Raw genomic sequence first — 19,289 nt, 5'->3', positions numbered from 1 at the left:
TGCCCGGTTAAAAACGTGACGTCGCGCTGCGCGGCACGACGTGAACCCTGTGAAAAGGTCGGCTTGCCGGCCTTTTTTGTTTTGATTATCCCTCAGCGACGGTTGGGTGATGAGCCCGATGAAAACAGCCTCACCAGCTTATCGCACCCGGCCACTATCTCATCCGGCGTCAGCGCCGCAAAACCCAGAATCCAGCCTTGCTGACGCGCGCCATCGCCGTAGAGCGGACTCAGGCGAGGCAGCAATAACCCCATCTTCTCGGCCTGTAAACTCAGCCTCGCTTCGTCGCCCTGCCGCAGAGCAACGGTTGTCTGCAGTCCACCCGGGCAGGGAAAGGGCCTGAGCCAGGGCTTCAGGCGTTGCGCTATCTGCTCGAGTAAGCGATCGCGGCGGCTATGGTAAAGCTGGCGCATCAAACGCAGGTGGCTGGCAAAATGCCCCTGCTGCATAAATTCCGCCGTTACCGCCTGGGGCAGCAGGGCGCTATGCCCGTCAAGCAGGCTGCGCGCGCGACCTAAGGGCGCGACCAGCGGGCCGGGCACCACCATCCATGCCAGACGTAGCGACGGAAACAGCGATTTTGAAAATGTGCCGAGGGTAATGACCCGGTTATCGTTGTCGAGCCCGTGCAGCGCAGACGCAGGGCGATCGTCATAGTGAAACTCGCTGTCGTAATCGTCTTCAATCAGCCAACTGCCGTTGCGCCGTGCCCAGTCCAGCCAGGCCAGACGGCGCGGCAGGCTTAATGACACGCCGGTGGGATACTGATGCGAAGGTGTCAGATACATCAGCTTTGCTGTTCCGGCTTGAGGAATCGCCCCCTCGGCATCCACCTGAATGCCGCGCACCCGTGCGCCTGCAGCAAGAAAGGCATTGCGCGCGCCCGCATAGCCCGGCTCTTCCATCCAGATCTCATCACCGGGATCAATCAGCATTAACGACAGCAGCTGCAGCGCCTGCTGTGAACTGGTCAAAATAATCACCTGCTCAGCCTCGCAGTGAACCCCACGAGACAGGGCAAGGTAGTCTGCAAGCGCGTGGCGAAGTGGCAGGTACCCCAACGGATCGCCATAGCCCATGACGGTAGGGCCTGCGGTGCGCTGCACGCGGGCGGTTAAGCGCCGCCAGAGAGGATGAGGAAAGGCGCGCAAATCTGGCGAACCTGCCGAAAAGGCATACGGAAAGGGCACATCCTGACAATCGCCTGTCGCCAGCATCTGATGGCCGCGCTGCGAGAAATGCGCCATGCGGTCAGCGCGGGGGCGCGGCGCGCTGACCGGCAGCGTGATGGCAACGAAGCTACCGCGACCGGACTCCCGCCGCAGGTAGCCTTCACTTTCAAGCTGAGCGTAAGCCGCTTCAACCGTGACGCGTGACAGATTCAAATCGGCAGCCAACTGACGGCTGGAGGGCAGTTTCTGACCCGCCTGAAGGTGCGCGGTCTCTATCCACTGGCGAAGCGTGGCGCACAGGCGGTCGCGTAGACCGCCGGTTGCCTGATGATGAAACAGTTGCAGCAGCGGGGAAATCATCGTGGTCTTATGGGCTCATTGAAAGCGGTATTATCCAGCAGTCCACTTTGCCGTAAACTGCCTGTCTGCCACAACAGGAGAAAAAACGATGTCATCTGTTTTAGGTTTTCCCCCCGCGTCACCGCAGCAGAGCCTTGCATATCTGCAGGCCAAACTGGCTTATTACACCGATGCCTGGGATCTGGCTGACGATCTGGCCCATCAGCGACCGGGCGTTGTCGTCATTGATGCCCGTCAGATCGAGGCTTACCGCGCTGGTCATCTCTGCGGAGCAATAAATTTTCCGCATCGGGAAATGAATGAAGCCAGCACGGCCGGACTGGATCGCAACCTGCTGTATGTGACGTACTGTGATGGCATTGGCTGCAATGGTTCGACCAAAGCGGCTTATCAGCTGGCGTTGCTGGGATTTAAGGTCAAAGAACTGATTGGCGGGCTGGATTTCTGGAAGCGCGATGGCCATCCCATGGCATGGGGCGACGAGCCGGGAGAATGGCCGCAGACGGCTTCTGCGGCATCCTGTGGGTGTTAACTTACAGCACCAGCCAGAGTAAAAAGGCCAGAACGATTAACCCGACGATCGCGCTCAGCACCGGGCGCGCTGCCAGCGGCTGCAGCACAGGCGGCAGCGAGCCGGAGATGGGCGCCCAGATGGGATGCGGATTCAGTTGGTTATCGGCCAGGGCTTGCTCGTGTGCTCTTTCTGCGCGACGTGCAAACAGGAAGTTAAGCAGATCCTGGGTTTGCGTCGGGGTCAGCACCATCTGAGGCGTGGCCTGAAAGCGTTGCAGGCTGTAGTCTTCCAGCATCTGCTGTTCACGCTGATCCAGAGGGTGTTTAAGCGAGGTTTCAATCAGCTGCAACGTTGGCGCACTGTGCTGGCTTAACGTCTGACGGACCTGTAAATACTGAGTGAGCAGCGGATAGTGGCGTGACGGGATCGGATCGCCACTGGTCAGGTTTACCAGCTTTAGTGCGGCGGTCCATATTTTGCCACTGGATTCGCCCGTTGCGGCAGCCAGGCGAACAATTTGCTGATTCAGCGCCTGATGCTCGGCAGGCAGCAGCGTGCGATCGCTGCTGCGGCTCTGCTGAGGTTGCGGAATGGCCATCTGACCATTTTGCAGCATGGTCAGCACCTGACGAAGCTGATCCTGGGTTAATGCGCTCAGCACCGTCTGACCAAACTGCTGGCGGATAAAATCACTTACCGCCTGGCGGTTATTGCCCTTGGGCAACAGGTCGGTGAGTTGCGTCATTAACTGACGCGTACCGTGACCGGTCTGCACCTGCGCCAGGCGGTTGTTAAGAAACTGCTCTGCAGCCGGAAAATGGCGTGACTGGAGTTCTGCTTCGCTTTTAACACCGACTTCATGACGCAGGCCGGCCCAGAGCTCAGGCGCTTTAAGCGTGCTGAGCGACATGATGCGCACAATCAGGCGCTCAAGCATCGTGCGCTGGGCAGGAGAAAGGGGTTGTTCACCGGCAACACTTCCCGTACGCGGGGCATCAGTTTGCGGATTAACAGATGAACGATCGCCGACCGGCACACCGGGGCCGCTGACAGGTTGCATGGCGGATTCCTTGGGAAACAGAACAGCGTGGGGTGCGCCGGAAACAGAATACACTATGATAACAAAAGCCCCTGGGAAATCCACGGGGCTTGTGTGTTTCGAACAAAGATTTACTTACTGATGCGCGGGAGCGGGCTTACGGCGCAGCCGTTTCCATAGCAGCGGCACGATTAATACGGCAACGGCGAGGATCAACAGGACTTTCGCAATCGGACTTTCCCACAGAATGCCCATCTCACCGTTGCTGATCGACAAGGCACGCCGCAGGTTTTGCTCCAGCATTTCACCCAGCACGAAACCCAAAATCAGCGGTGACATGGGGAAATCCATTTTCCGCAGGATATAGCCGAAAATCCCCAGTCCGACCATCAGCAGCAGGTCAAAGGTGGTGCTGTGCACCGCATAAACGCCCACGGCCGAGATGGCGGCGATAGCCGGAACTAAAAACCACAGCGGAATCGTCAGCATCCGCGCAAACACGTTGATCATCGGGATGTTCATGATCAGCAGCATCAGGTTACCAATCAGCAGCGCGGCAATCAGTCCCCAGACGATATCCGGCTGTTCGGTAAACATCGCAGGTCCAGGCGTGATGTTGTACAGCGTCAGCGCACCGACCATGACCGCGGTGGTGCCGGAACCGGGAATGCCCAGAGTCAGCATCGGAATAAACGAGCCGCAGGCGGAGGCATTGTTCGCCGCTTCCGGCGCAGCCACACCGCGAATATCGCCCTTACCAAACTGATCGCTGCCAGTGATTTTTTTCTCGGCCATGTAGGCGATAGCACTGGCGATAGTAGCGCCCGCGCCGGGCAGCACGCCCACAAAGAAGCCGATAAATGAGGCACGCAGTGTGGCACCCGCAGACATAGCGGCCTCTTTCATATTGAACATCATGCGGCCACTGGCACGCACCACCTTTTGCCCGCTATGGGTGGATTCCAGCATCAGCAAAATTTCGCTCACTGAGAACAGGCCAATGACGACCACGACAAACTGGATGCCGTCAGAAAGGTGAACGCTGTCAAAGGTGAAGCGATAGACGCCGGTATTCGCATCCACGCCCACGGTCGCCATGCTCAGCCCGATCAACGCCGACAGGAATGATTTAAGCGGGTTCTGACTCATCATGCTGCCCAGACAGGCAATGGCGAAGACCATAAGCGCAAAATATTCGGCTGGGCCAAACGCCAGCGACCAGCGGGCCAGCAGCGGTGCGAATAAGATGATGCCGATGATAGCGATGGTGGAACCGACAAAGGAGCTGACGGCAGAAATTGACAGCGCCACGCCCGCTTTACCTTGCTGCGCCATCGGATAGCCATCCAGTGCGGTCATAATGGCGCCGGCATCGCCCGGAACGTTGAGCAGTATCGACGAAATACGTCCGCCGTATTCACAGCCCAGATAAACGGTGGCCAGGAGAATCAACGCGGATTCTGCAGGCAGGTGCAGGGCGAACGCCAGCGGCATCAAAATCGCTACGCCGTTAATCGGCCCGAGTCCCGGCAGTAAGCCTACGATCGTGCCGATAAAGCAGCCGATAAGGGCGATCAGCAGATTTTCCGGCGTCATGGCAACGGCAAAGCCGTGCATCAGGAAAGACCAGGTTTCCATCATTTCTCTCCTTAATTAAACAGGCTGCCAGCAGGCAAGGTAACGTCCAGTAGATGGTCGAAGGCGTAAAACAGTGACCATCCCATTACACCGCCGGACAGCACAGCGGCCCACCAGCGCGCGCCAAACAGCAGGCCGATACCAAACGTCAGCAGCGAGGTCGCTAACGGGAAGCCCAGGGTTTCAAACATCCCGCCGTACACCAGCATCATCGCCGCCAGCGCCACCAGGCGTTTCAGTGTGGCGGGCGTGGGCCACTGGATGGCATCCGGTTTTCTCAGCAGCAGCATCACGGCACAGAAAGCCATCAAGCTGAGAAGCACCAGCGGAAAAGGACGTGGGCCGACAGGCTCATAGCTGTATTCACTCTGAATCTGCCAGGCGATAACCAGTCCCGCCAGGCACAGTACCAGCCACAAGGTGGCAAAAATACGATCGCTCATGTTCTCTCCCGGTTACTTAGCCAGACCAAAGGATTTCGCCTGCTCGCGATAGGCGGCAACCTGGTCTTTCACGTATTTATCCAGTTCAGCGCCAAACATATTGAATTCGAACAGGCCTCGCAGTTCGCGCTGCTTCTTGAATTCCGGGGTTTGCACCATTTTCTCAAAGGCGCTCTGCCACCACTGATAATCGGCATCGCTGACTTTAGGGCCAAGATAGAAGCCGCGAATAATCGGCCATTCCACGTTAAAGCCCTGCTCTTTGGCGGTAGGAATCGAGGCCAGCTGATCGGGCAGGCGTTTGTCTGCCATTACCGCCAGCACGCGCAGTTTGCCCCCTTGTAAATGCGGCACCATCTCGCTGAGATCGCCCGACATCACCTGAATATGATTACCCAGCAGGGCGGTGACGACTTCACCACCGCCTTCAAACGCGACATAGCGCATTTTGCGCGGATCAATACCGGCTTCTTTTGCGACCAGCGCCGTTTTCATCCAGTCCTGGCTGCCGATAGAGGCACCCGCACCCACCACCACTTTGGTGGGATTTTTTTTCATATCCGCCATGAGTTCGCCCAGGTTTTTCCACGGCGCGTCTTCACGCACGGCAATCATGCCGTAATCGGTACCGATCGCCGCCAGCCACTTCACGTCATCAACCGAGTAGCGACCAAATTTTCCCTGAGACAGGTTCAGCAGCGATCCCCCCGAAAAGGCCACGACCGTACCGGCTTCGGCAGGACGCTGCGCAACGATCGCGTTATAGGCCACCGCGCCTACGCCACCTGGCATGTAGGTAATGCGCATCGGCTTCTCGATCTGCTTCGTTTCCATCAGCGAAACCTGAATCAGCTTACAGGTCAGGTCAAAACCGCCGCCGGGTTTAGCCGGTGCGATGCATTCTGTTCTGTCGGGTGCAGCAGCATAACCTGATGAGGGCAACATAAGAGCCAGTAGGGCAGAGGCGAGGGCGGTGTGGATTATTTTTTTCATCGTGCGCTCCATCTTTGTTTCAGAGTGTGATTACTACCGACTATTCGGTGTTATTGAATTGTTAAAACAGCAACCTTTCATTTACCTTTCATTCATGAGGTTTAGTGAAAGGATGTGATATGCGTCTCTTACTGGTGGAAGACACGGCCGAGCTGGCTCGATGGTTACAGAAGGCGTTAACACAAAAAGGCTTTGCTGTGGACTGGGTGGCGGACGGCCTGGCGGCCGATCACAGCCTGCAAAGCGAAGATTATGCGCTGGTCGTACTGGATGTCTCTCTGCCGCGCCTGGACGGCATTGAAGTATTAACCCGGCTGCGCCGCCGGGGACAAACTGTGCCGGTACTGATGCTGACCGCGCGCACTACGCTGGATGACCGCGTGCGCGGTCTGAACACGGGGGCGGATGACTATCTGACCAAACCCTTTGAGCTGGATGAGCTGGACGCGCGCCTGCGAGCGCTACTGCGGCGTTCTCAGGGGCAATCGCCACAAAACCAAACGCTGGGCCAGTTGGTGCTGAACGGCGAGGGTTACTTTTTGCTGGCCGAAAAACCGCTGGCGCTGACGCCGCGAGAATCCAGCGTGCTGACCACGCTGATGCAGCGTCAGGGTCGCCCGGTCTCGCGGCAACATTTGTATGAACAAACCTTTACGCTGGCGGATGAAGCCAGCCCGGAAAGTATTGAACTCTATGTGCATCGGGTGCGCAAAAAACTGGCCGGAAGTGATGTCGGTATTGTGACGCTACGCGGTCTGGGTTACAGCCTGGAAACCCTGGCATGCGATTAATCACCTCGCTACGGGGAGAGCTGCTCGCCTGGCTGGGACTGCCATTGCTCCTGCTGTGGATTCTGTCGGTTTATACGCATTACCAGAGCGGCCTGGCGGCGGCGAATCAGGCCTACGATCGTTCGCTGCTGGCCTCTGCGCGCACCGTTGCCGAGCGGCTGGTGGTACGTCATCAGCATCTGGAGGTCGATGTGCCCTGGGTCGTGCTCGACAGCTTTGAGCGCAATATGAACGATCGCCTGTTTTACCAAGTGATTTCGCCCCAGGGTAAAACGCTGTCGGGTTATGACGGGCTGCCGCCGATTCCGGCCACCAGCGAGATGTCTGAAGCCTATCCTGCGTTAGTCCATTTTTATGACGGGTTTTACCAGAAACAGCGCATTCGGGTCGCGGCCTTATGGCAGCCGGTCAGCGAGGCGGGCGTGGAAGGTATGGCACTGGTGCTGGTGGCGGAAACTATCCATTCCCGTGAGGCGTTTGCCCAGGGGCTGATGCGGACAGCCTTACTTAGCCAGAGCGCGCTGGTGCTCATCGCCTTGTTGCTGGCGAGCATGATGCTGCGCCGGGTATTACGGCCTTTACGTCGGCTGTCAAAGATTGTCCTGCGCCGCGACGGTGCTGAACTGACCCCGCTGCCTTCGCTGCCCTGGTCGGAACTTCAGCCGCTCATTGTGGCCTTTAACCGCTATCTGGAACGGCTGAGAAAATTGCTGGCACGGCAGGATCGGTTCAGCGCCGATGCCGCGCATCAGCTGCGCACACCGCTCACCATTCTGAAAACGCAGATTAGCACGGCGCTGGATAGCGATCGGCCCGAACAGTGGCGGGAAAGTCTACAGAGCATGCACTACACGCTGGATGACACCATTCTGCTCACCGACCGTTTGTTACAACTGGCGCGCATCAAAGCCCGCCACGGGGAAGATAAACCCATGACGAGAGTGGATTTGGCGGCAGTGGTGCGTGAAGCGTGCCTGAGTCGTTATGCAGCGGCGCGCGCGAAACAGATTGACCTGGGTTACGAAGGGGATGAGCACTGTGAGGTGAAAGGCGATGCGCTATTGCTGGGCGAGCTGTGCGCCAACCTGCTGGATAACGCGATTAAGTACACGCCAGCGCAGGGCATCATTACGGCCCGCGTAGAGAACGGCAGGCTGCAAATTGAAGACTCAGGACCGGGGATTAGCCGGGAAGAGCAACAAAAAGCACTGCGGCCTTTTATCCGGCTGGATAATGCCGCGATGCAGGCCGGAGCGGGCATTGGGCTGGCGCTGGTGCAGGATATTTGTGCCTGGCACGGGGCGGCCGTCACGCTGGAGAGCAGTCCGTTACTGGGCGGACTGCGTGTTTCCGTCAATTTTAGCGCGGATCGGCCTTGATCGATTTGCGCGCGCTAAGCGGCCTGCGCAGCCGCTGTGCCAGCAAAACGCCCGTCAGCGTCAGACCGCCGCCGATCCAGTGATAGCTGTGCAGATGCTCATGCAGAAACAGCACCGCAATCAGGGCGGTAAAAACTGGCGTCAAATTCATAAAGATGCTGGTGATGCTGGCACCTAATTTTTGCACGCCATGGATCCACAGCCAGGGGGCAAGAATCGAGGCAAACAGCCCGGCAAAGGCCACCAGCGGAAGGTTATGCGGCGTAAGCGCCACGTCCGGCGTCATCAGAAAGCCGGGTAACAGCAACAGAACGCCAAAGGCAATTTGCACATACAGGCTCTGCCAGACCGGCAGCGGAATTGACCAGCGTTTGGTCATCACGCCATAAAGCGCATAGCTGGCTGAGGCCGCCAGCATCATGGCTTCACCTGCTCCGATGCCGTGATGCAGCAACTGATCAAGATTGCCTGCGCTGACCAACCAGATTAAGCCACAAAAGGAGATCAGGCTGCCCGCCAGAATCCCCACGGTCGGGGCAATGCGCAGTATGACCACACTGAGCAATACCGTTAACAGTGGGATTAGCGCGGCGATAATACCCATAAACAGGGCGCTCACGCTGTGCGCGGCATAGTAGGCCAGACTTTGGTACAGCGCCATGCCCAGCAGACCCAGAACCATCAAGCGCATGAGGTGCGGCCGGATCGTCTGCCATTGCCGTATCACACCCGGTAACACAAACGGGGTCAGGACCAGCAACGCCAGTAACCAGCGATAAAAAGAAATCGCCGCAGGCTCGATGGCACTCGCCGATAATTTATTAACGATAGCATTAACCGACCAAATCAAGACCGCAAACAGCGGGAACAAAAAGAACATAATATGACTCCAGCCTCAGACCCGCCGCAGTGTACGCCTGTGTTGCCCCTTTCTGCCAGCCTTAGCACTCACTGTACAGCGTGGTTAGGCTAACGCGGAGCTTTTGTGCCAAAATAGCGCCCTTAAATGCAACACACAGGAAAGCCGTGGTGAAAATTCTCATCGATGAAAACATGCCCTATGCCCGTGAACTCTTTAGCCGCACGGGCGAGGTGGTCGCTGTCCCTGGCAGGCCGCTTCCTGAAGCCCAACTGGCCGATGCCGATGGCCTGATGGTGCGTTCCGTGACCCAGGTTAACGCTGCGCTACTGCAGGACAAGCCCGTAAAGTTTGTCGGCACGGCAACCGCGGGCACAGATCATATTGACGAAGACTGGCTTGAGCAGGCGGGCATTGCCTTCTCTGCCGCGCCGGGCTGTAACGCGATCGCCGTCGTAGAGTATGTTTTTTCTGCCTTGCTGCTGCTGGCGGAGCGCGACGGTTTTCAGTTGCGCGATCGCACGGTGGGCATTGTGGGCGTCGGTAACGTGGGCGGGCGATTGCAGAAACGCCTTGAAGCCTGGGGCGTGAAAACCCTGCTGTGCGATCCGCCGCGCGCTGACCGGGGTGACAAAGAGGATTTTCACTCGCTCGATGCGCTGGTGGAACAGGCCGATATTTTAACGTTTCATACGCCGCTGTTTAAATCTGGCCCCTACAAGAGCTGGCATCTGGCCGATGCCGCGCGGCTGATGGCCCTGAAGCCCAACGCCATTCTGATTAACGCCTGCCGCGGCCCGGTGGTGGATAACGCCGCGCTGCTGGAAGTCCTGAACATGCGTCACGATCTCAGCGTGGTGCTGGACGTCTGGGAACCTGAACCGGATCTCTCCCTGGCGCTGCTGGATAAGGTGGATATCGCGACGGCCCACATTGCCGGTTACACCCTGGAGGGCAAGGCGCGCGGCACGACTCAGGTGTTTGAGGCCTGGTGCGACTTTATTGGCCAACCGCAGCAGGTGCCGCTGAGTAGCCTGCTACCGACGCCGGAATTCAGCCAGATCAGCCTGAACGGGCCGCTCGATCAGCCAACGCTGAAACGGTTAGTGCATCTGGTGTATGATGTGCGCCGCGATGATGCGCCCCTGCGAAAAGTGGCGGCAAAACCGGGCGAGTTTGACCGCCTGCGCAAACAGTATGAAGAGCGTCGCGAATGGTCATCATTACAGGTGAACTGTGATAATGAAGCCACCGCTGAGCAGCTTATTCAGCTGGGCTTTAACGCCATATTATCCTCAACCTGATGGGTTCAGCCGGGTAACGCGCGGCTGAAGGTAGGGATAATTCTGAATCCCCGGGCGGTGACATCACCGCCTTCTGTTTTTATGTCATTGTCTGAGGTAAACCAACATGTCTGACGGCTGGAATATTGCGCTACTGGGCGCAACAGGCGCAGTAGGGAACGCTGTACTGGAACTACTGGCTCAACGCCAGTTCCCGGTTGGTGAATTGTATTTGCTGGCGAGCGACAACGGTGCCGGTGAAATCAAACGTTTTGAAGGACGTTCTGTGCGCGTTGAAGACGCGGCCGGGTTTGACTGGTCACAGGCGCAGCTGGCCTTTTTTGTTGCCGGTCGCGATGCATCAGAACGCTATGCCGAAGAGGCGGCGGGCGCGGGCTGTCTGGTGATCGACAGCAGCGAGCTGTTTGCCCTGTCACCGGACGTGCCGCTGGTGGTGCCGGATGTGAATCCACAGGTGCTGGCCGATTACCGTAATCGCAACATCATCAGCGTGGCGGATAATCTGGTGAGTCAACTGCTGACGGCAATCAAACCGCTGGTGGATGCGGCAGGTTTGGGCCGTTTACAGGTCACCAATCTGATCTCTGTCTCCACCCACGGCAAAGTGGCCGTGGATGCGCTGGCCGGTGAGAGTGCGCGTCTGCTGAACGGCGTGCCCGCTGACGAACACCATTTTGGCCGCCAGCTGGCCTTTAACCTTCTGCCGCAGCTGGCAGATAGCGAAGGCAGCGTAGAAAGCGAGCGCCGCCTGGTCGATCAGGTACGTAAAGTCCTGCAGGACGAGGGTTTGCCCGTGGCGGTCAGCAGCATTCAGGCGCCGGTATTTTATGGCAATGCGCAGATCGTACATATTGAAAACCTGCGCCCGCTGTCGGCGGAAGAGGCAAGGGCAGAGCTGGCGCTGGCTGCGGATATTCATCTGAGCGAAGAGGATGCGGTGCCGACGCCGGTTACCGATGCCTCGGGCAGCGATGAACTGAGCATTGGCTGTGTGCGTAACGACTACGGCATTCCTGAGCTGTTGCAGTTCTGGTCGGTGGCCGACAACGTCCGTTTCGGCGGTGCGCTGATGGCGGTGAAGACCGCTGAGAAGCTGGTTCAGGAGTACATGTACTGATGTCAGAAGGTCAGACACAAAAACTGGCACTGGGCATCGAGTACGACGGCAGCCGCTACTATGGCTGGCAACGTCAGCAGGAAGTGCGCAGCGTGCAGGAAAAGCTGGAACGGGCGCTGTCGAAAGTGGCCGACCATCCGGTCAGCGTGTTCTGTGCCGGCCGCACCGATGCTGGCGTACACGGCACAGGCCAGGTAGTACATTTTGAAACCGTTGCGCAGCGCGCCGATGCCGCCTGGACGCTGGGCGTGAACGCCAATCTGCCAGACGATATCGCTGTACGTTGGGTCAAGGCGGTGCCGGACGACTTTCACGCGCGTTTTAGCGCAACCGCCAGGCGTTATCGCTATTTGATCTACAATCAGCGGCTCCGTCCGGCGATTCTGGGTAATGGCGTGACGCATTTTTACTATCCTCTGGATGTAGAAAAGATGCAGCGCGCCGGACAGTGCCTGCTGGGCGAGAATGATTTTACCTCTTTCCGCGCCGTGCAGTGTCAGTCGCGAACGCCGTGGCGCAACGTGATGCACCTGAACGTCACGCGCCACGGGCCTTATGTGATTGTCGATATTAAAGCCAATGCGTTTGTGCACCATATGGTGCGCAATATTGTCGGTAGTCTGATGGAAATTGGCTGCGGCAATCAGTCAGAATCCTGGATGGCGGAACTGCTGGCGGCTAAAGATCGCACGCTGGCGGCGGCAACGGCGAAAGCCGAAGGGCTTTATCTGGTGGCGGTGGATTATCCCGTGCATTTTGCTTTACCTCAGCCGGCGATGGGGCCATTGTTCCTCGCGGATTAATTAACCTTACGTACAAGGGATCGTTATGGAGTTTATCCATTTTGTGGTCGATTTTATTCTGCACATTGATGTGCATCTGGCCGAATTAGTCGCGCAGTATGGCATCTGGATCTACGCCATCCTGTTTCTGATTTTGTTCTGCGAAACGGGCTTAGTCGTCACGCCGTTTTTGCCGGGTGATTCACTGCTGTTCGTGGCAGGGGCGCTGGCCGCGTTGCCGGGTAACGATCTCAACGTGCATCTCATGGTGGCGCTATTGGTCATTGCCGCTATTCTGGGGGACGCCGTGAACTACACCATCGGCAAACTCTTTGGCGAACGGCTGTTCAGCAACCCGAACTCGAAAATTTTCCGCCGCAGCTATCTGGATAAAACCCATGCCTTTTATGCCCGGCACGGTGGGAAAACCATTATCCTGGCGCGCTTCGTGCCCATCGTGCGGACCTTTGCGCCTTTCGTCGCCGGAATGGGGCACATGTCCTACCGCCACTTCGCCCTGTTTAACGTCGCGGGCGCGCTGGCCTGGGTGCTGCTGTTTTCCTATGCGGGGTATCTGTTTGGCGATTTGCCCGTGGTACAGGAAAACCTTAAGCTGCTTATCCTCGGGATCATCGTGGTGTCGATTCTGCCAGGTGTGATTGAAATCTGGCGCCATCGCCGCCAGGCTAAGCAGTAAAATTATCCCTGAGTAGCCGCGTTGCTCAGGGGTAAGACCAGATTTTTATCCACAGTCTTAATTGGTTGTGGTTTAATGAGCGACATTTACCGTCTGCTGAAGCGGTTTTCAGCAGTATCAAGACGACTGGACCAGGTCAGTTTTAAACAGAAAGGTCATCAATGAGCTGGATTGAACGCATTCTTAATAAAAGCAACATTACGCCCACAAGTCGCGCCAGTATTCCGGAAGGGGTGTGGACGAAATGCGACAGCTGTGGCCAGGTACTTTATCGTGCCGAGCTGGAGCGTAATCTTGAGGTCTGCCCTAAGTGCGACCACCACATGCGCATGCATGCCCGTGAGCGCCTGGCGAGCCTGCTCGATCAGGGCACGCTGGTTGAGCTGGGCAGCGAGCTGGAACCCAAGGATCTGTTGAAGTTCCGGGATTCCAAAAAGTATAAAGATCGTCTGGTTGCTGCACAGAAAGCCACGAATGAGAAAGATGCGCTTATCGTGATGAAAGGTCAGCTGCACGGTATGCCGGTTGTGGCGGCCGCCTTTGAATTCGCCTTTATGGGCGGCTCAATGGGATCGGTGGTTGGCGCACGTTTCGTCCGGGCTGTTGAGCAGGCGCTGGAAGATAACTGCCCGCTGATCTGCTTCTCCGCCAGTGGCGGTGCGCGTATGCAGGAAGCGTTAATGTCGCTGATGCAGATGGCCAAAACCAGTGCCGCGCTGGCGAAAATGCAGGAACGCGGTCTGCCGTATATTTCGGTTTTGACCGACCCGACCATGGGCGGCGTGTCTGCCAGCTTTGCGATGCTGGGCGATCTGAATATTGCCGAACCTAAAGCCCTGATCGGCTTTGCGGGTCCACGTGTGATTGAGCAGACCGTTCGTGAAAAACTGCCGCCGGGCTTCCAGCGGAGTGAGTTTTTAATCGAGAAAGGGGCGATTGATATGATCATTCGTCGTCCGGAAATGCGCTATAAACTGGCGAGTCTGCTGGCAAAAATGATGAATCTGCCCGCACCGCTGCACGACGGTGAAGCGTTCGCACCTGCGACGAGCCATCCGGAGAGCAACGAGGCCTGACAGGAGACAGAAGGCGCGCAGGTCGCGCCTTCCACCAATGCACCGTATACCTTGCGGCTTTCATCGGGTATAAATTTGCAAAACGGGACATATGGACAATCTTCACCTTCCTCAAGCCACGTCGCCTTTGGCCACGTGGCTTTATTATCTTGAGCACCTCCACTCTCAGACGATTGAACTGGGCCTGGATCGTATTCGCCAGGTGGCGCAAGGTCTGGACCTGCTCAAGCCTGCACCCTTCGTTTTTACCGTTGCGGGCACCAATGGCAAAGGTACCACCTGTCGCACCCTGGAAACCTTACTGATGGCAGCCGGCTATCGGGTTGGGGTTTACAGCTCGCCGCACCTTGTGCGCTACACCGAGCGCGTCCGGATTCAGGGGCAGGAACTCAGTGAAGCCCAACACAGCGCCAGTTTTGCCGACATTGAGGCCGGACGGGGGACGGTTTCTCTGACCTACTTTGAATTTGGCACGCTGTCGGCGCTTAACCTGTTTAAGCAGGCGGGGCTGGATGTCGTCATTCTGGAAGTCGGGTTGGGCGGTCGGCTGGACGCGACCAATATTGTCGATGCGGATGTCGCGGTGATTACCAGTATCGCGCTGGATCATACCGACTGGCTTGGCCCGGACCGTGAAAGTATTGGCCGGGAAAAAGCCGGTGTCTTCCGCCAGGCGAAACCCGCCGTGGTCGGTGAACCTGATATGCCTGCCACAATTGCTCAGGTTGCCCATGAAAAAGGTGCGCGGTTAATGCAGCACGGGCGCGACTGGCACTATGATCAGCAGGCAGAGAGCTGGTCGCTGCGCGATGCGCAAGGCGAGCTGCATGATTTACCGCTGCCTCAGGTGCCATTGCCGAATGCGGCTACCGCACTGGTGGCGCTGCGCGCCTCCGGGCTGAACGTGAGCGATGCAATCATTCGTGCGCATCTGCCGCTGGCGATTTTACCGGGACGCTTTCAGACCATCAGCGAATCCCCACGGGTGATTCTGGATGTTGCCCACAATCCGCATGCGGCGACCTATCTGGCCTCGCGACTGGCTGCATTGCCGCAAAGCGGACGCGTCCATGCGGTTGTGGGGATGCTGCACGATAAAGACATTGCGGGCACTCTGGCGGCCCTGGCACCTCAGGTGGACTGCTGGTATTGCGCACCCTTGGCCGGTCCGCGCGGTGCCAGCGCGGAGCAGCTCATGGCGCACGTAACGTCCGCTCAGGCATTTGCGGATGTTGAACAGGCCTGGCACCAGGCGCGCCAGCAGGCGGAAGCGCAGGATATTATTCTGGTCTGCGGCTCTTTCCTGACGGTGGCGCAGGTTATGGAATCGATTGAAACGGAGAAAGGACGTGGCGAGTAAGTTTCAAAACCGTTTAGTCGGTACCGTTATTCTGGTGGCCGTCGGCGTGATCGTATTGCCGGGGCTGCTGGATGGTAAGAAAAAACATTATAAAGAAGAATTTGCCGCGATCCCGCTGGTGCCCAAACCCGATGACCAGCAGGACAGCGAAATGGTGCCGCCGGTGACGCAGTCGCTGCCTGCGCATCCGCCAGCAGGCGCAGGCAGTGCGGTCAGCCATTCTGATACGGATGATGATGCCGCCGCCGAGGGCAGCAGTCAGCCCGAGCAAAGTAGCGAACCGAGCGTGGTCTCACCGCCACCGGTCCATTCGTCTCCGGCCACGACAGCGCCGAAAGCCAGGCCGGTTGAGCCAACCCGACCCAAACAGGTTGAGCAGGCTAAACCGAAGTCGGTCGAGCAGACGCAGAGCAAACCGGTAGAAAAAACCAAACCGGTTGAGCAGGCTAAGCCTGTTGAAAAAACCAAACCGGCCGAGCAGTCGCAGCCTGCGGAAAAAACCGCGCCTGCGGAGCAGCCCAAAGAAACGCAGCCTGCCGGTCAGGCTTACGTTGTTCAGTTAGGCGCACTCAAGAACGCCAGCAAGGTTAACGAGATTGTGGCGAAACTGCGCCTGTCGGGTTACCGGGCCTATACCGTGCCGTCTACGCCCGTGCAGGGGCAAATCACCCGCATTTATGTGGGGCCGGATGCGTCAAAAGCGAAGATGCAGGCGGCCGTCGGCGAGCTGAAGAACGTTTCAGGCTTGAGCGGCGTGGTTAAGTCTTACAGCGCCCGCTAAAGCGCCGATTGGCGCTGCCGATAGAAATAACAGGCAGCGCCAATCGGGATGAGAACGGCAGTGCCTGACCCGGCTTAACGCTAAATTTCTGACCACTTTTCAGCCTGTTAGCGGGGTGAAAATGACACAGGCGAAGACGGATTTTTTCATCGCCTTTTTTATGGATGCAGAACCTGAAAACCTCTACGCAAACGTTTTCTTTTTCTGTTAGAATGCGCCCCGAACTGGAAGCAGGGGTGCAATGGCACTGGCGCTGGAAGAGTTCATGATCTGGATTGATTACGTCATTATTGCGGTAGTTGGTTTTTCGGCTTTGGTCAGCCTGGTTCGAGGGTTTGTCCGCGAAGCCTTATCTCTTGTTACCTGGGGATGCGCGTTTTTTGTCGCCAGTCATTACTATGCCTACCTTGCAGTCTGGTTCACAGGTTTTGACGACGAACTGGTTCGTAACGGAATCGCGATTGCGGTGCTGTTCATCGCGACCCTGATTGTGGGCGCAATCGTGAACTACGTTATCGGCTCGCTGGTTGAGAAAACTGGCCTGTCGGGAACCGATCGGGTATTAGGCGTTTGTTTCGGGGCATTGCGTGGTGTGCTCATCGTGGCCGCTCTGCTGTTCTTCCTGGATACATTCACGGGCTTTTCAAAGAGCCCGGACTGGCAGCAGTCTCAACTTATTCCCGAGTTCAGTTCTATAATCAGGTGGTTTTTTGACTACCTGAAAAGCACGTCGAGTTTTTTGCCCCGGTGAGACCACCGGGCGTACGGCTTAATGAGGAAATGACAACATGTGCGGTATTGTCGGTATCACCGGTTTCATGCCGGTCAACCAGTCGATCTATGACGCGTTAACGGTGCTCCAGCACCGTGGGCAGGATGCCGCAGGCATTTGTACCATCGATGCGCTGAACTGCTTCCGCCTGCGTAAGGCTAATGGTCTGGTCAGCGATGTTTTCGAAGCGCGTCATATGCAACGTTTACAAGGCAACATGGGGATTGGTCACGCACGCTATCCTACCGCGGGCAGCTCCAGCGCTTCTGAAGCCCAGCCATTCTACGTTAACTCGCCGTACGGTATTTCCCTTGCCCATAACGGTAACCTGACCAATGCCCACGAGCTGCGTAAGCAGCTGTTCGAAAAAGGCCGCCGTCACGTTAATACCACCTCCGATTCTGAAATCCTGTTGAATATCTTTGCGCAGGAACTGGATCGTTTTCAGCACTATCCGCTGGAAGCCGATAACGTGTTTGCCGCCATCGCTGCCGTCCACCAGCAGGTGCGTGGCGCCTATGCCGTGGTGGCGATGATCATCGGTCACGGCATGGTCGCCTTCCGCGATCCTAACGGCATTCGGCCACTGGTGCTGGGCAAACGCGTCATTGCCGATGGCCGTACCGAGTACATGGTCGCCTCCGAAAGCGTCGCGCTGGATACCCTGGGTTTTGAATTTATCCGTGACGTGGCACCGGGTGAAGCGGTTTACATCACTGAGCAGGGGCAGCTTTCAACCCGTCAGTGTGCCGAAAACCCAAAAAACAATCCTTGCCTGTTCGAATACGTCTATTTTGCGCGTCCGGACTCCTTCCTGGATAAGATTTCGGTCTACAGCGCCCGCGTGCGCATGGGCACCAAGCTGGGTCAGAAGATCGCCCGCGAGTGGGAAGATCTGGATATCGACGTGGTGATTCCCATTCCGGAAACCTCGATGGATACCGCGCTGGAAATCGCCCGCATCCTTGATAAGCCTTACCGTCAGGGGTTTGTGAAAAACCGCTACGTGGGCCGCACCTTTATCATGCCGGGACAGCAACTGCGCCGCAGCGCCGTTCGCCGCAAGCTCAACGCTAACCGCGCTGAGTTTCGCGATAAGAACGTGCTGCTGATTGATGACTCAATTGTTCGTGGCACCACCTCCGAGCAGATTATCGAGATGGCGCGAGAGGCGGGCGCGAAAAAGGTCTATCTTGCGTCTGCCGCGCCGGAAGTGCGCTTTCCTAACGTCTACGGCATTGATATGCCCAGCGCGACCGAGCTGATTGCCCACGGCCGTGAAGTGGAAGAGATTCGCCAGATTATCAAAGCAGATGCGCTGATTTTCCAGGATCTCGATGACCTTATCGAAGCCGTACGGGAAGAGAACCCGGATATCGTGCAGTTTGAGTGCTCCGTCTTTAACGGCATCTACGTGACGAAAGACGTCGATCAGGGCTATCTTGAATATCTGGAATCCCTGCGTAACGACGATGCGAAAGCCATCGCCCGTCAAAACGAAGTCGAAAACCTCGAGCTGCATAACGAAGGGTAAGCGAACCTGAATGCAAAAAGGAGGGCGGGATTTATCCCGCCCTCTGTGTTTTCTGCCGGTCTGCGCTATTATGGTGCACTTTGCCACTGCAAGGTTGAACGATGAAACGACTCATTATTGGTATTTCGGGCGCAAGCGGCGTGATCTATGGCGTCCGGCTATTGCAGGTCTTGCAGCAGATCAGCGACGTGGAAACCCATCTGATCATCAGCCATGCGGCACGTCAGACGCTGAGCCTGGAAAGCGACTACAGCCTGCGGGACGTCCAGGCGCTGGCAGACGTGGTTCATGACGTGCGGGACATTGCCGCCAGTATCTCCTCCGGGTCGTTCAAAACGTTGGGCATGGTGATCCTGCCGTGCTCAATGAAAACCCTGTCCGGTATTGTTCACAGCTACAGCGACTCGCTGCTGACGCGCGCAGCAGACGTGGTGCTGAAAGAGCAGCGTAAACTGGTCCTGTGCGTACGTGAAACCCCGCTGCATATTGGTCATCTGCGCATGATGACGACCGCGGCCGAACTGGGGGCCATCATCATGCCGCCGGTGCCGGCGTTTTACCACCGTCCAACCACTATCGAGCAGCTTGTCGATCAGACCGTTAATCGGGTCATTGATCAGTTTGATATTGAACTACCGCAGGACTTGTTTGTGCGCTGGCAAGGTGCATAAGCGTGTT

General features: G+C 57.2%; 19 protein-coding genes. 13 read left to right on the top strand and 6 right to left on the bottom strand.

Going from position 1 to position 19,289, the window contains the following annotated elements:
* Positions 1 to 92 precede the first annotated feature (92 nt).
* Positions 93 to 1,532, bottom strand: a complete 1,440-nt coding sequence (gene pdxR, locus EL29_RS11555; RefSeq protein WP_028715416.1) for a MocR-like pyridoxine biosynthesis transcription factor PdxR — start codon at positions 1,530 to 1,532, stop codon at positions 93 to 95.
* An 88-nt stretch (positions 1,533 to 1,620) separates the two neighbouring features.
* Here pdxR and EL29_RS11550 point away from each other — a divergent pair, with 88 nt between their 5' ends.
* Positions 1,621 to 2,064, top strand: coding sequence for a rhodanese-like domain-containing protein (locus tag EL29_RS11550; RefSeq protein ID WP_014605357.1), 444 nt, complete (start codon positions 1,621 to 1,623; stop codon positions 2,062 to 2,064).
* Position 2,065: 1 nt separating this feature from the next.
* On the opposite strand, the gene flk is transcribed toward EL29_RS11550, so the two are convergent.
* The 4 genes from flk to EL29_RS11530 form a co-directional block, all read right to left on the bottom strand.
* The gene (gene flk, locus EL29_RS11545) at positions 2,066 to 3,106 is read right to left on the bottom strand and encodes a flagella biosynthesis regulator Flk (RefSeq protein WP_028715415.1); all 1,041 of its coding nucleotides are present in this window, start codon (positions 3,104 to 3,106) and stop codon (positions 2,066 to 2,068) included.
* Between the two features lie 114 nt (positions 3,107 to 3,220).
* A complete protein-coding gene (locus EL29_RS11540; protein ID WP_028715414.1) occupies positions 3,221 to 4,723 on the bottom strand; it encodes a tripartite tricarboxylate transporter permease in 1,503 nt (500 codons plus the stop codon).
* Between the two features lie 11 nt (positions 4,724 to 4,734).
* Complete coding sequence (locus EL29_RS11535; RefSeq protein WP_013026555.1) at positions 4,735 to 5,166, bottom strand: tripartite tricarboxylate transporter TctB family protein; 432 nt, start codon at positions 5,164 to 5,166, stop codon at positions 4,735 to 4,737.
* Positions 5,167 to 5,178: 12 nt separating this feature from the next.
* The gene (locus EL29_RS11530) at positions 5,179 to 6,159 is read right to left on the bottom strand and encodes a Bug family tripartite tricarboxylate transporter substrate binding protein (RefSeq protein WP_080695281.1); all 981 of its coding nucleotides are present in this window, start codon (positions 6,157 to 6,159) and stop codon (positions 5,179 to 5,181) included.
* A gap of 119 nt (positions 6,160 to 6,278) precedes the next feature.
* Between EL29_RS11530 and tctD the strand changes: the two genes are divergently transcribed.
* The gene (gene tctD, locus EL29_RS11525; RefSeq protein WP_014605360.1) at positions 6,279 to 6,950 is read left to right on the top strand and encodes a transcriptional regulator TctD; all 672 of its coding nucleotides are present in this window, start codon (positions 6,279 to 6,281) and stop codon (positions 6,948 to 6,950) included.
* Positions 6,941 to 8,329, top strand: a complete 1,389-nt coding sequence (locus EL29_RS11520; RefSeq protein WP_019106015.1) for a sensor histidine kinase — start codon at positions 6,941 to 6,943, stop codon at positions 8,327 to 8,329. Before tctD ends, EL29_RS11520 begins: the two co-directional genes overlap by 10 nt.
* On the opposite strand, the gene EL29_RS11515 is transcribed toward EL29_RS11520, so the two are convergent.
* Positions 8,310 to 9,209 carry a DMT family transporter gene (locus EL29_RS11515; protein ID WP_013026551.1) on the bottom strand — a complete coding sequence of 300 codons (900 nt, stop codon included), beginning with the start codon at positions 9,207 to 9,209 and terminating at the stop codon, positions 8,310 to 8,312. The genes EL29_RS11520 and EL29_RS11515 overlap by 20 nt on opposite strands.
* Before the next feature lie 149 nt (positions 9,210 to 9,358).
* Between EL29_RS11515 and pdxB the strand changes: the two genes are divergently transcribed.
* From pdxB to EL29_RS11465, 10 genes are all read left to right on the top strand, one after another.
* Entirely contained in the window at positions 9,359 to 10,492 is a 1,134-nt protein-coding gene (pdxB, locus tag EL29_RS11510) for a 4-phosphoerythronate dehydrogenase PdxB (protein WP_033766063.1), read from the top strand.
* 106 nt (positions 10,493 to 10,598) lie between these two features.
* Positions 10,599 to 11,609: an aspartate-semialdehyde dehydrogenase gene (locus tag EL29_RS11505; protein WP_014594188.1), complete on the top strand. Its 1,011-nt coding sequence runs from the start codon at positions 10,599 to 10,601 to the stop codon at positions 11,607 to 11,609.
* Complete coding sequence (gene truA, locus EL29_RS11500; RefSeq protein WP_013026548.1) at positions 11,609 to 12,412, top strand: tRNA pseudouridine(38-40) synthase TruA; 804 nt, start codon at positions 11,609 to 11,611, stop codon at positions 12,410 to 12,412. Before EL29_RS11505 ends, truA begins: the two co-directional genes overlap by 1 nt.
* Before the next feature lie 25 nt (positions 12,413 to 12,437).
* On the top strand, positions 12,438 to 13,088 hold the full coding sequence (locus tag EL29_RS11495; protein WP_013026547.1) for a DedA family protein: 651 nt from the start codon (positions 12,438 to 12,440) through the stop codon (positions 13,086 to 13,088).
* A gap of 161 nt (positions 13,089 to 13,249) precedes the next feature.
* Positions 13,250 to 14,164, top strand: a complete 915-nt coding sequence (gene accD, locus EL29_RS11490) for an acetyl-CoA carboxylase, carboxyltransferase subunit beta (protein WP_013026546.1) — start codon at positions 13,250 to 13,252, stop codon at positions 14,162 to 14,164.
* A gap of 91 nt (positions 14,165 to 14,255) precedes the next feature.
* A complete protein-coding gene (gene folC, locus EL29_RS11485; protein ID WP_028715411.1) occupies positions 14,256 to 15,524 on the top strand; it encodes a bifunctional tetrahydrofolate synthase/dihydrofolate synthase in 1,269 nt (422 codons plus the stop codon).
* Positions 15,514 to 16,305: a cell division protein DedD gene (dedD, locus tag EL29_RS11480; protein ID WP_015699833.1), complete on the top strand. Its 792-nt coding sequence runs from the start codon at positions 15,514 to 15,516 to the stop codon at positions 16,303 to 16,305. The genes folC and dedD overlap by 11 nt, the downstream gene beginning before the upstream one ends.
* A 265-nt stretch (positions 16,306 to 16,570) precedes the next feature.
* Positions 16,571 to 17,056: a colicin V production protein gene (gene cvpA, locus EL29_RS11475; protein ID WP_026021019.1), complete on the top strand. Its 486-nt coding sequence runs from the start codon at positions 16,571 to 16,573 to the stop codon at positions 17,054 to 17,056.
* Positions 17,057 to 17,093: 37 nt separating this feature from the next.
* Entirely contained in the window at positions 17,094 to 18,611 is a 1,518-nt protein-coding gene (purF, locus tag EL29_RS11470) for an amidophosphoribosyltransferase (protein ID WP_013026542.1), read from the top strand.
* A 101-nt stretch (positions 18,612 to 18,712) separates the two neighbouring features.
* The gene (locus EL29_RS11465) at positions 18,713 to 19,282 is read left to right on the top strand and encodes a UbiX family flavin prenyltransferase (RefSeq protein ID WP_013026541.1); all 570 of its coding nucleotides are present in this window, start codon (positions 18,713 to 18,715) and stop codon (positions 19,280 to 19,282) included.
* Positions 19,283 to 19,289: the final 7 nt, after the last annotated feature.

It is taken from the genome of Pantoea ananatis LMG 2665, from assembly GCF_000710035.2.
Taxonomy (GTDB): Bacteria; Pseudomonadota; Gammaproteobacteria; order Enterobacterales; family Enterobacteriaceae; genus Pantoea; species Pantoea ananatis.
Note: the sequence above shows the minus strand (reverse complement) of the source record. Positions and strands in the feature narration are given on the sequence as shown.

Excerpts from the sequence above, each read along its gene's own strand:
- EL29_RS11530 (WP_080695281.1), bottom strand. The coding sequence starts at position 6,159 with ATGAAAAAAATAATCCACACCGCCCTCGCCTCTGCCCTACTGGCTCTT.
- truA (WP_013026548.1), top strand. The coding sequence starts at position 11,609 with ATGTCAGAAGGTCAGACACAAAAACTGGCACTGGGCATCGAGTACGAC.
- EL29_RS11550 (WP_014605357.1), top strand. The coding sequence starts at position 1,621 with ATGTCATCTGTTTTAGGTTTTCCCCCCGCGTCACCGCAGCAGAGCCTT.
- purF (WP_013026542.1), top strand. The coding sequence starts at position 17,094 with ATGTGCGGTATTGTCGGTATCACCGGTTTCATGCCGGTCAACCAGTCG.
- accD (WP_013026546.1), top strand. The coding sequence starts at position 13,250 with ATGAGCTGGATTGAACGCATTCTTAATAAAAGCAACATTACGCCCACA.
- pdxR (WP_028715416.1), bottom strand. The coding sequence starts at position 1,532 with ATGATTTCCCCGCTGCTGCAACTGTTTCATCATCAGGCAACCGGCGGT.
- EL29_RS11505 (WP_014594188.1), top strand. The coding sequence starts at position 10,599 with ATGTCTGACGGCTGGAATATTGCGCTACTGGGCGCAACAGGCGCAGTA.
- folC (WP_028715411.1), top strand. The coding sequence starts at position 14,256 with ATGGACAATCTTCACCTTCCTCAAGCCACGTCGCCTTTGGCCACGTGG.
- EL29_RS11520 (WP_019106015.1), top strand. The coding sequence starts at position 6,941 with ATGCGATTAATCACCTCGCTACGGGGAGAGCTGCTCGCCTGGCTGGGA.
- EL29_RS11515 (WP_013026551.1), bottom strand. The coding sequence starts at position 9,209 with ATGTTCTTTTTGTTCCCGCTGTTTGCGGTCTTGATTTGGTCGGTTAAT.
- flk (WP_028715415.1), bottom strand. The coding sequence starts at position 3,106 with ATGCAACCTGTCAGCGGCCCCGGTGTGCCGGTCGGCGATCGTTCATCT.
- cvpA (WP_026021019.1), top strand. The coding sequence starts at position 16,571 with ATGATCTGGATTGATTACGTCATTATTGCGGTAGTTGGTTTTTCGGCT.
- EL29_RS11465 (WP_013026541.1), top strand. The coding sequence starts at position 18,713 with ATGAAACGACTCATTATTGGTATTTCGGGCGCAAGCGGCGTGATCTAT.
- tctD (WP_014605360.1), top strand. The coding sequence starts at position 6,279 with ATGCGTCTCTTACTGGTGGAAGACACGGCCGAGCTGGCTCGATGGTTA.
- EL29_RS11535 (WP_013026555.1), bottom strand. The coding sequence starts at position 5,166 with ATGAGCGATCGTATTTTTGCCACCTTGTGGCTGGTACTGTGCCTGGCG.
- EL29_RS11495 (WP_013026547.1), top strand. The coding sequence starts at position 12,438 with ATGGAGTTTATCCATTTTGTGGTCGATTTTATTCTGCACATTGATGTG.
- EL29_RS11540 (WP_028715414.1), bottom strand. The coding sequence starts at position 4,723 with ATGGAAACCTGGTCTTTCCTGATGCACGGCTTTGCCGTTGCCATGACG.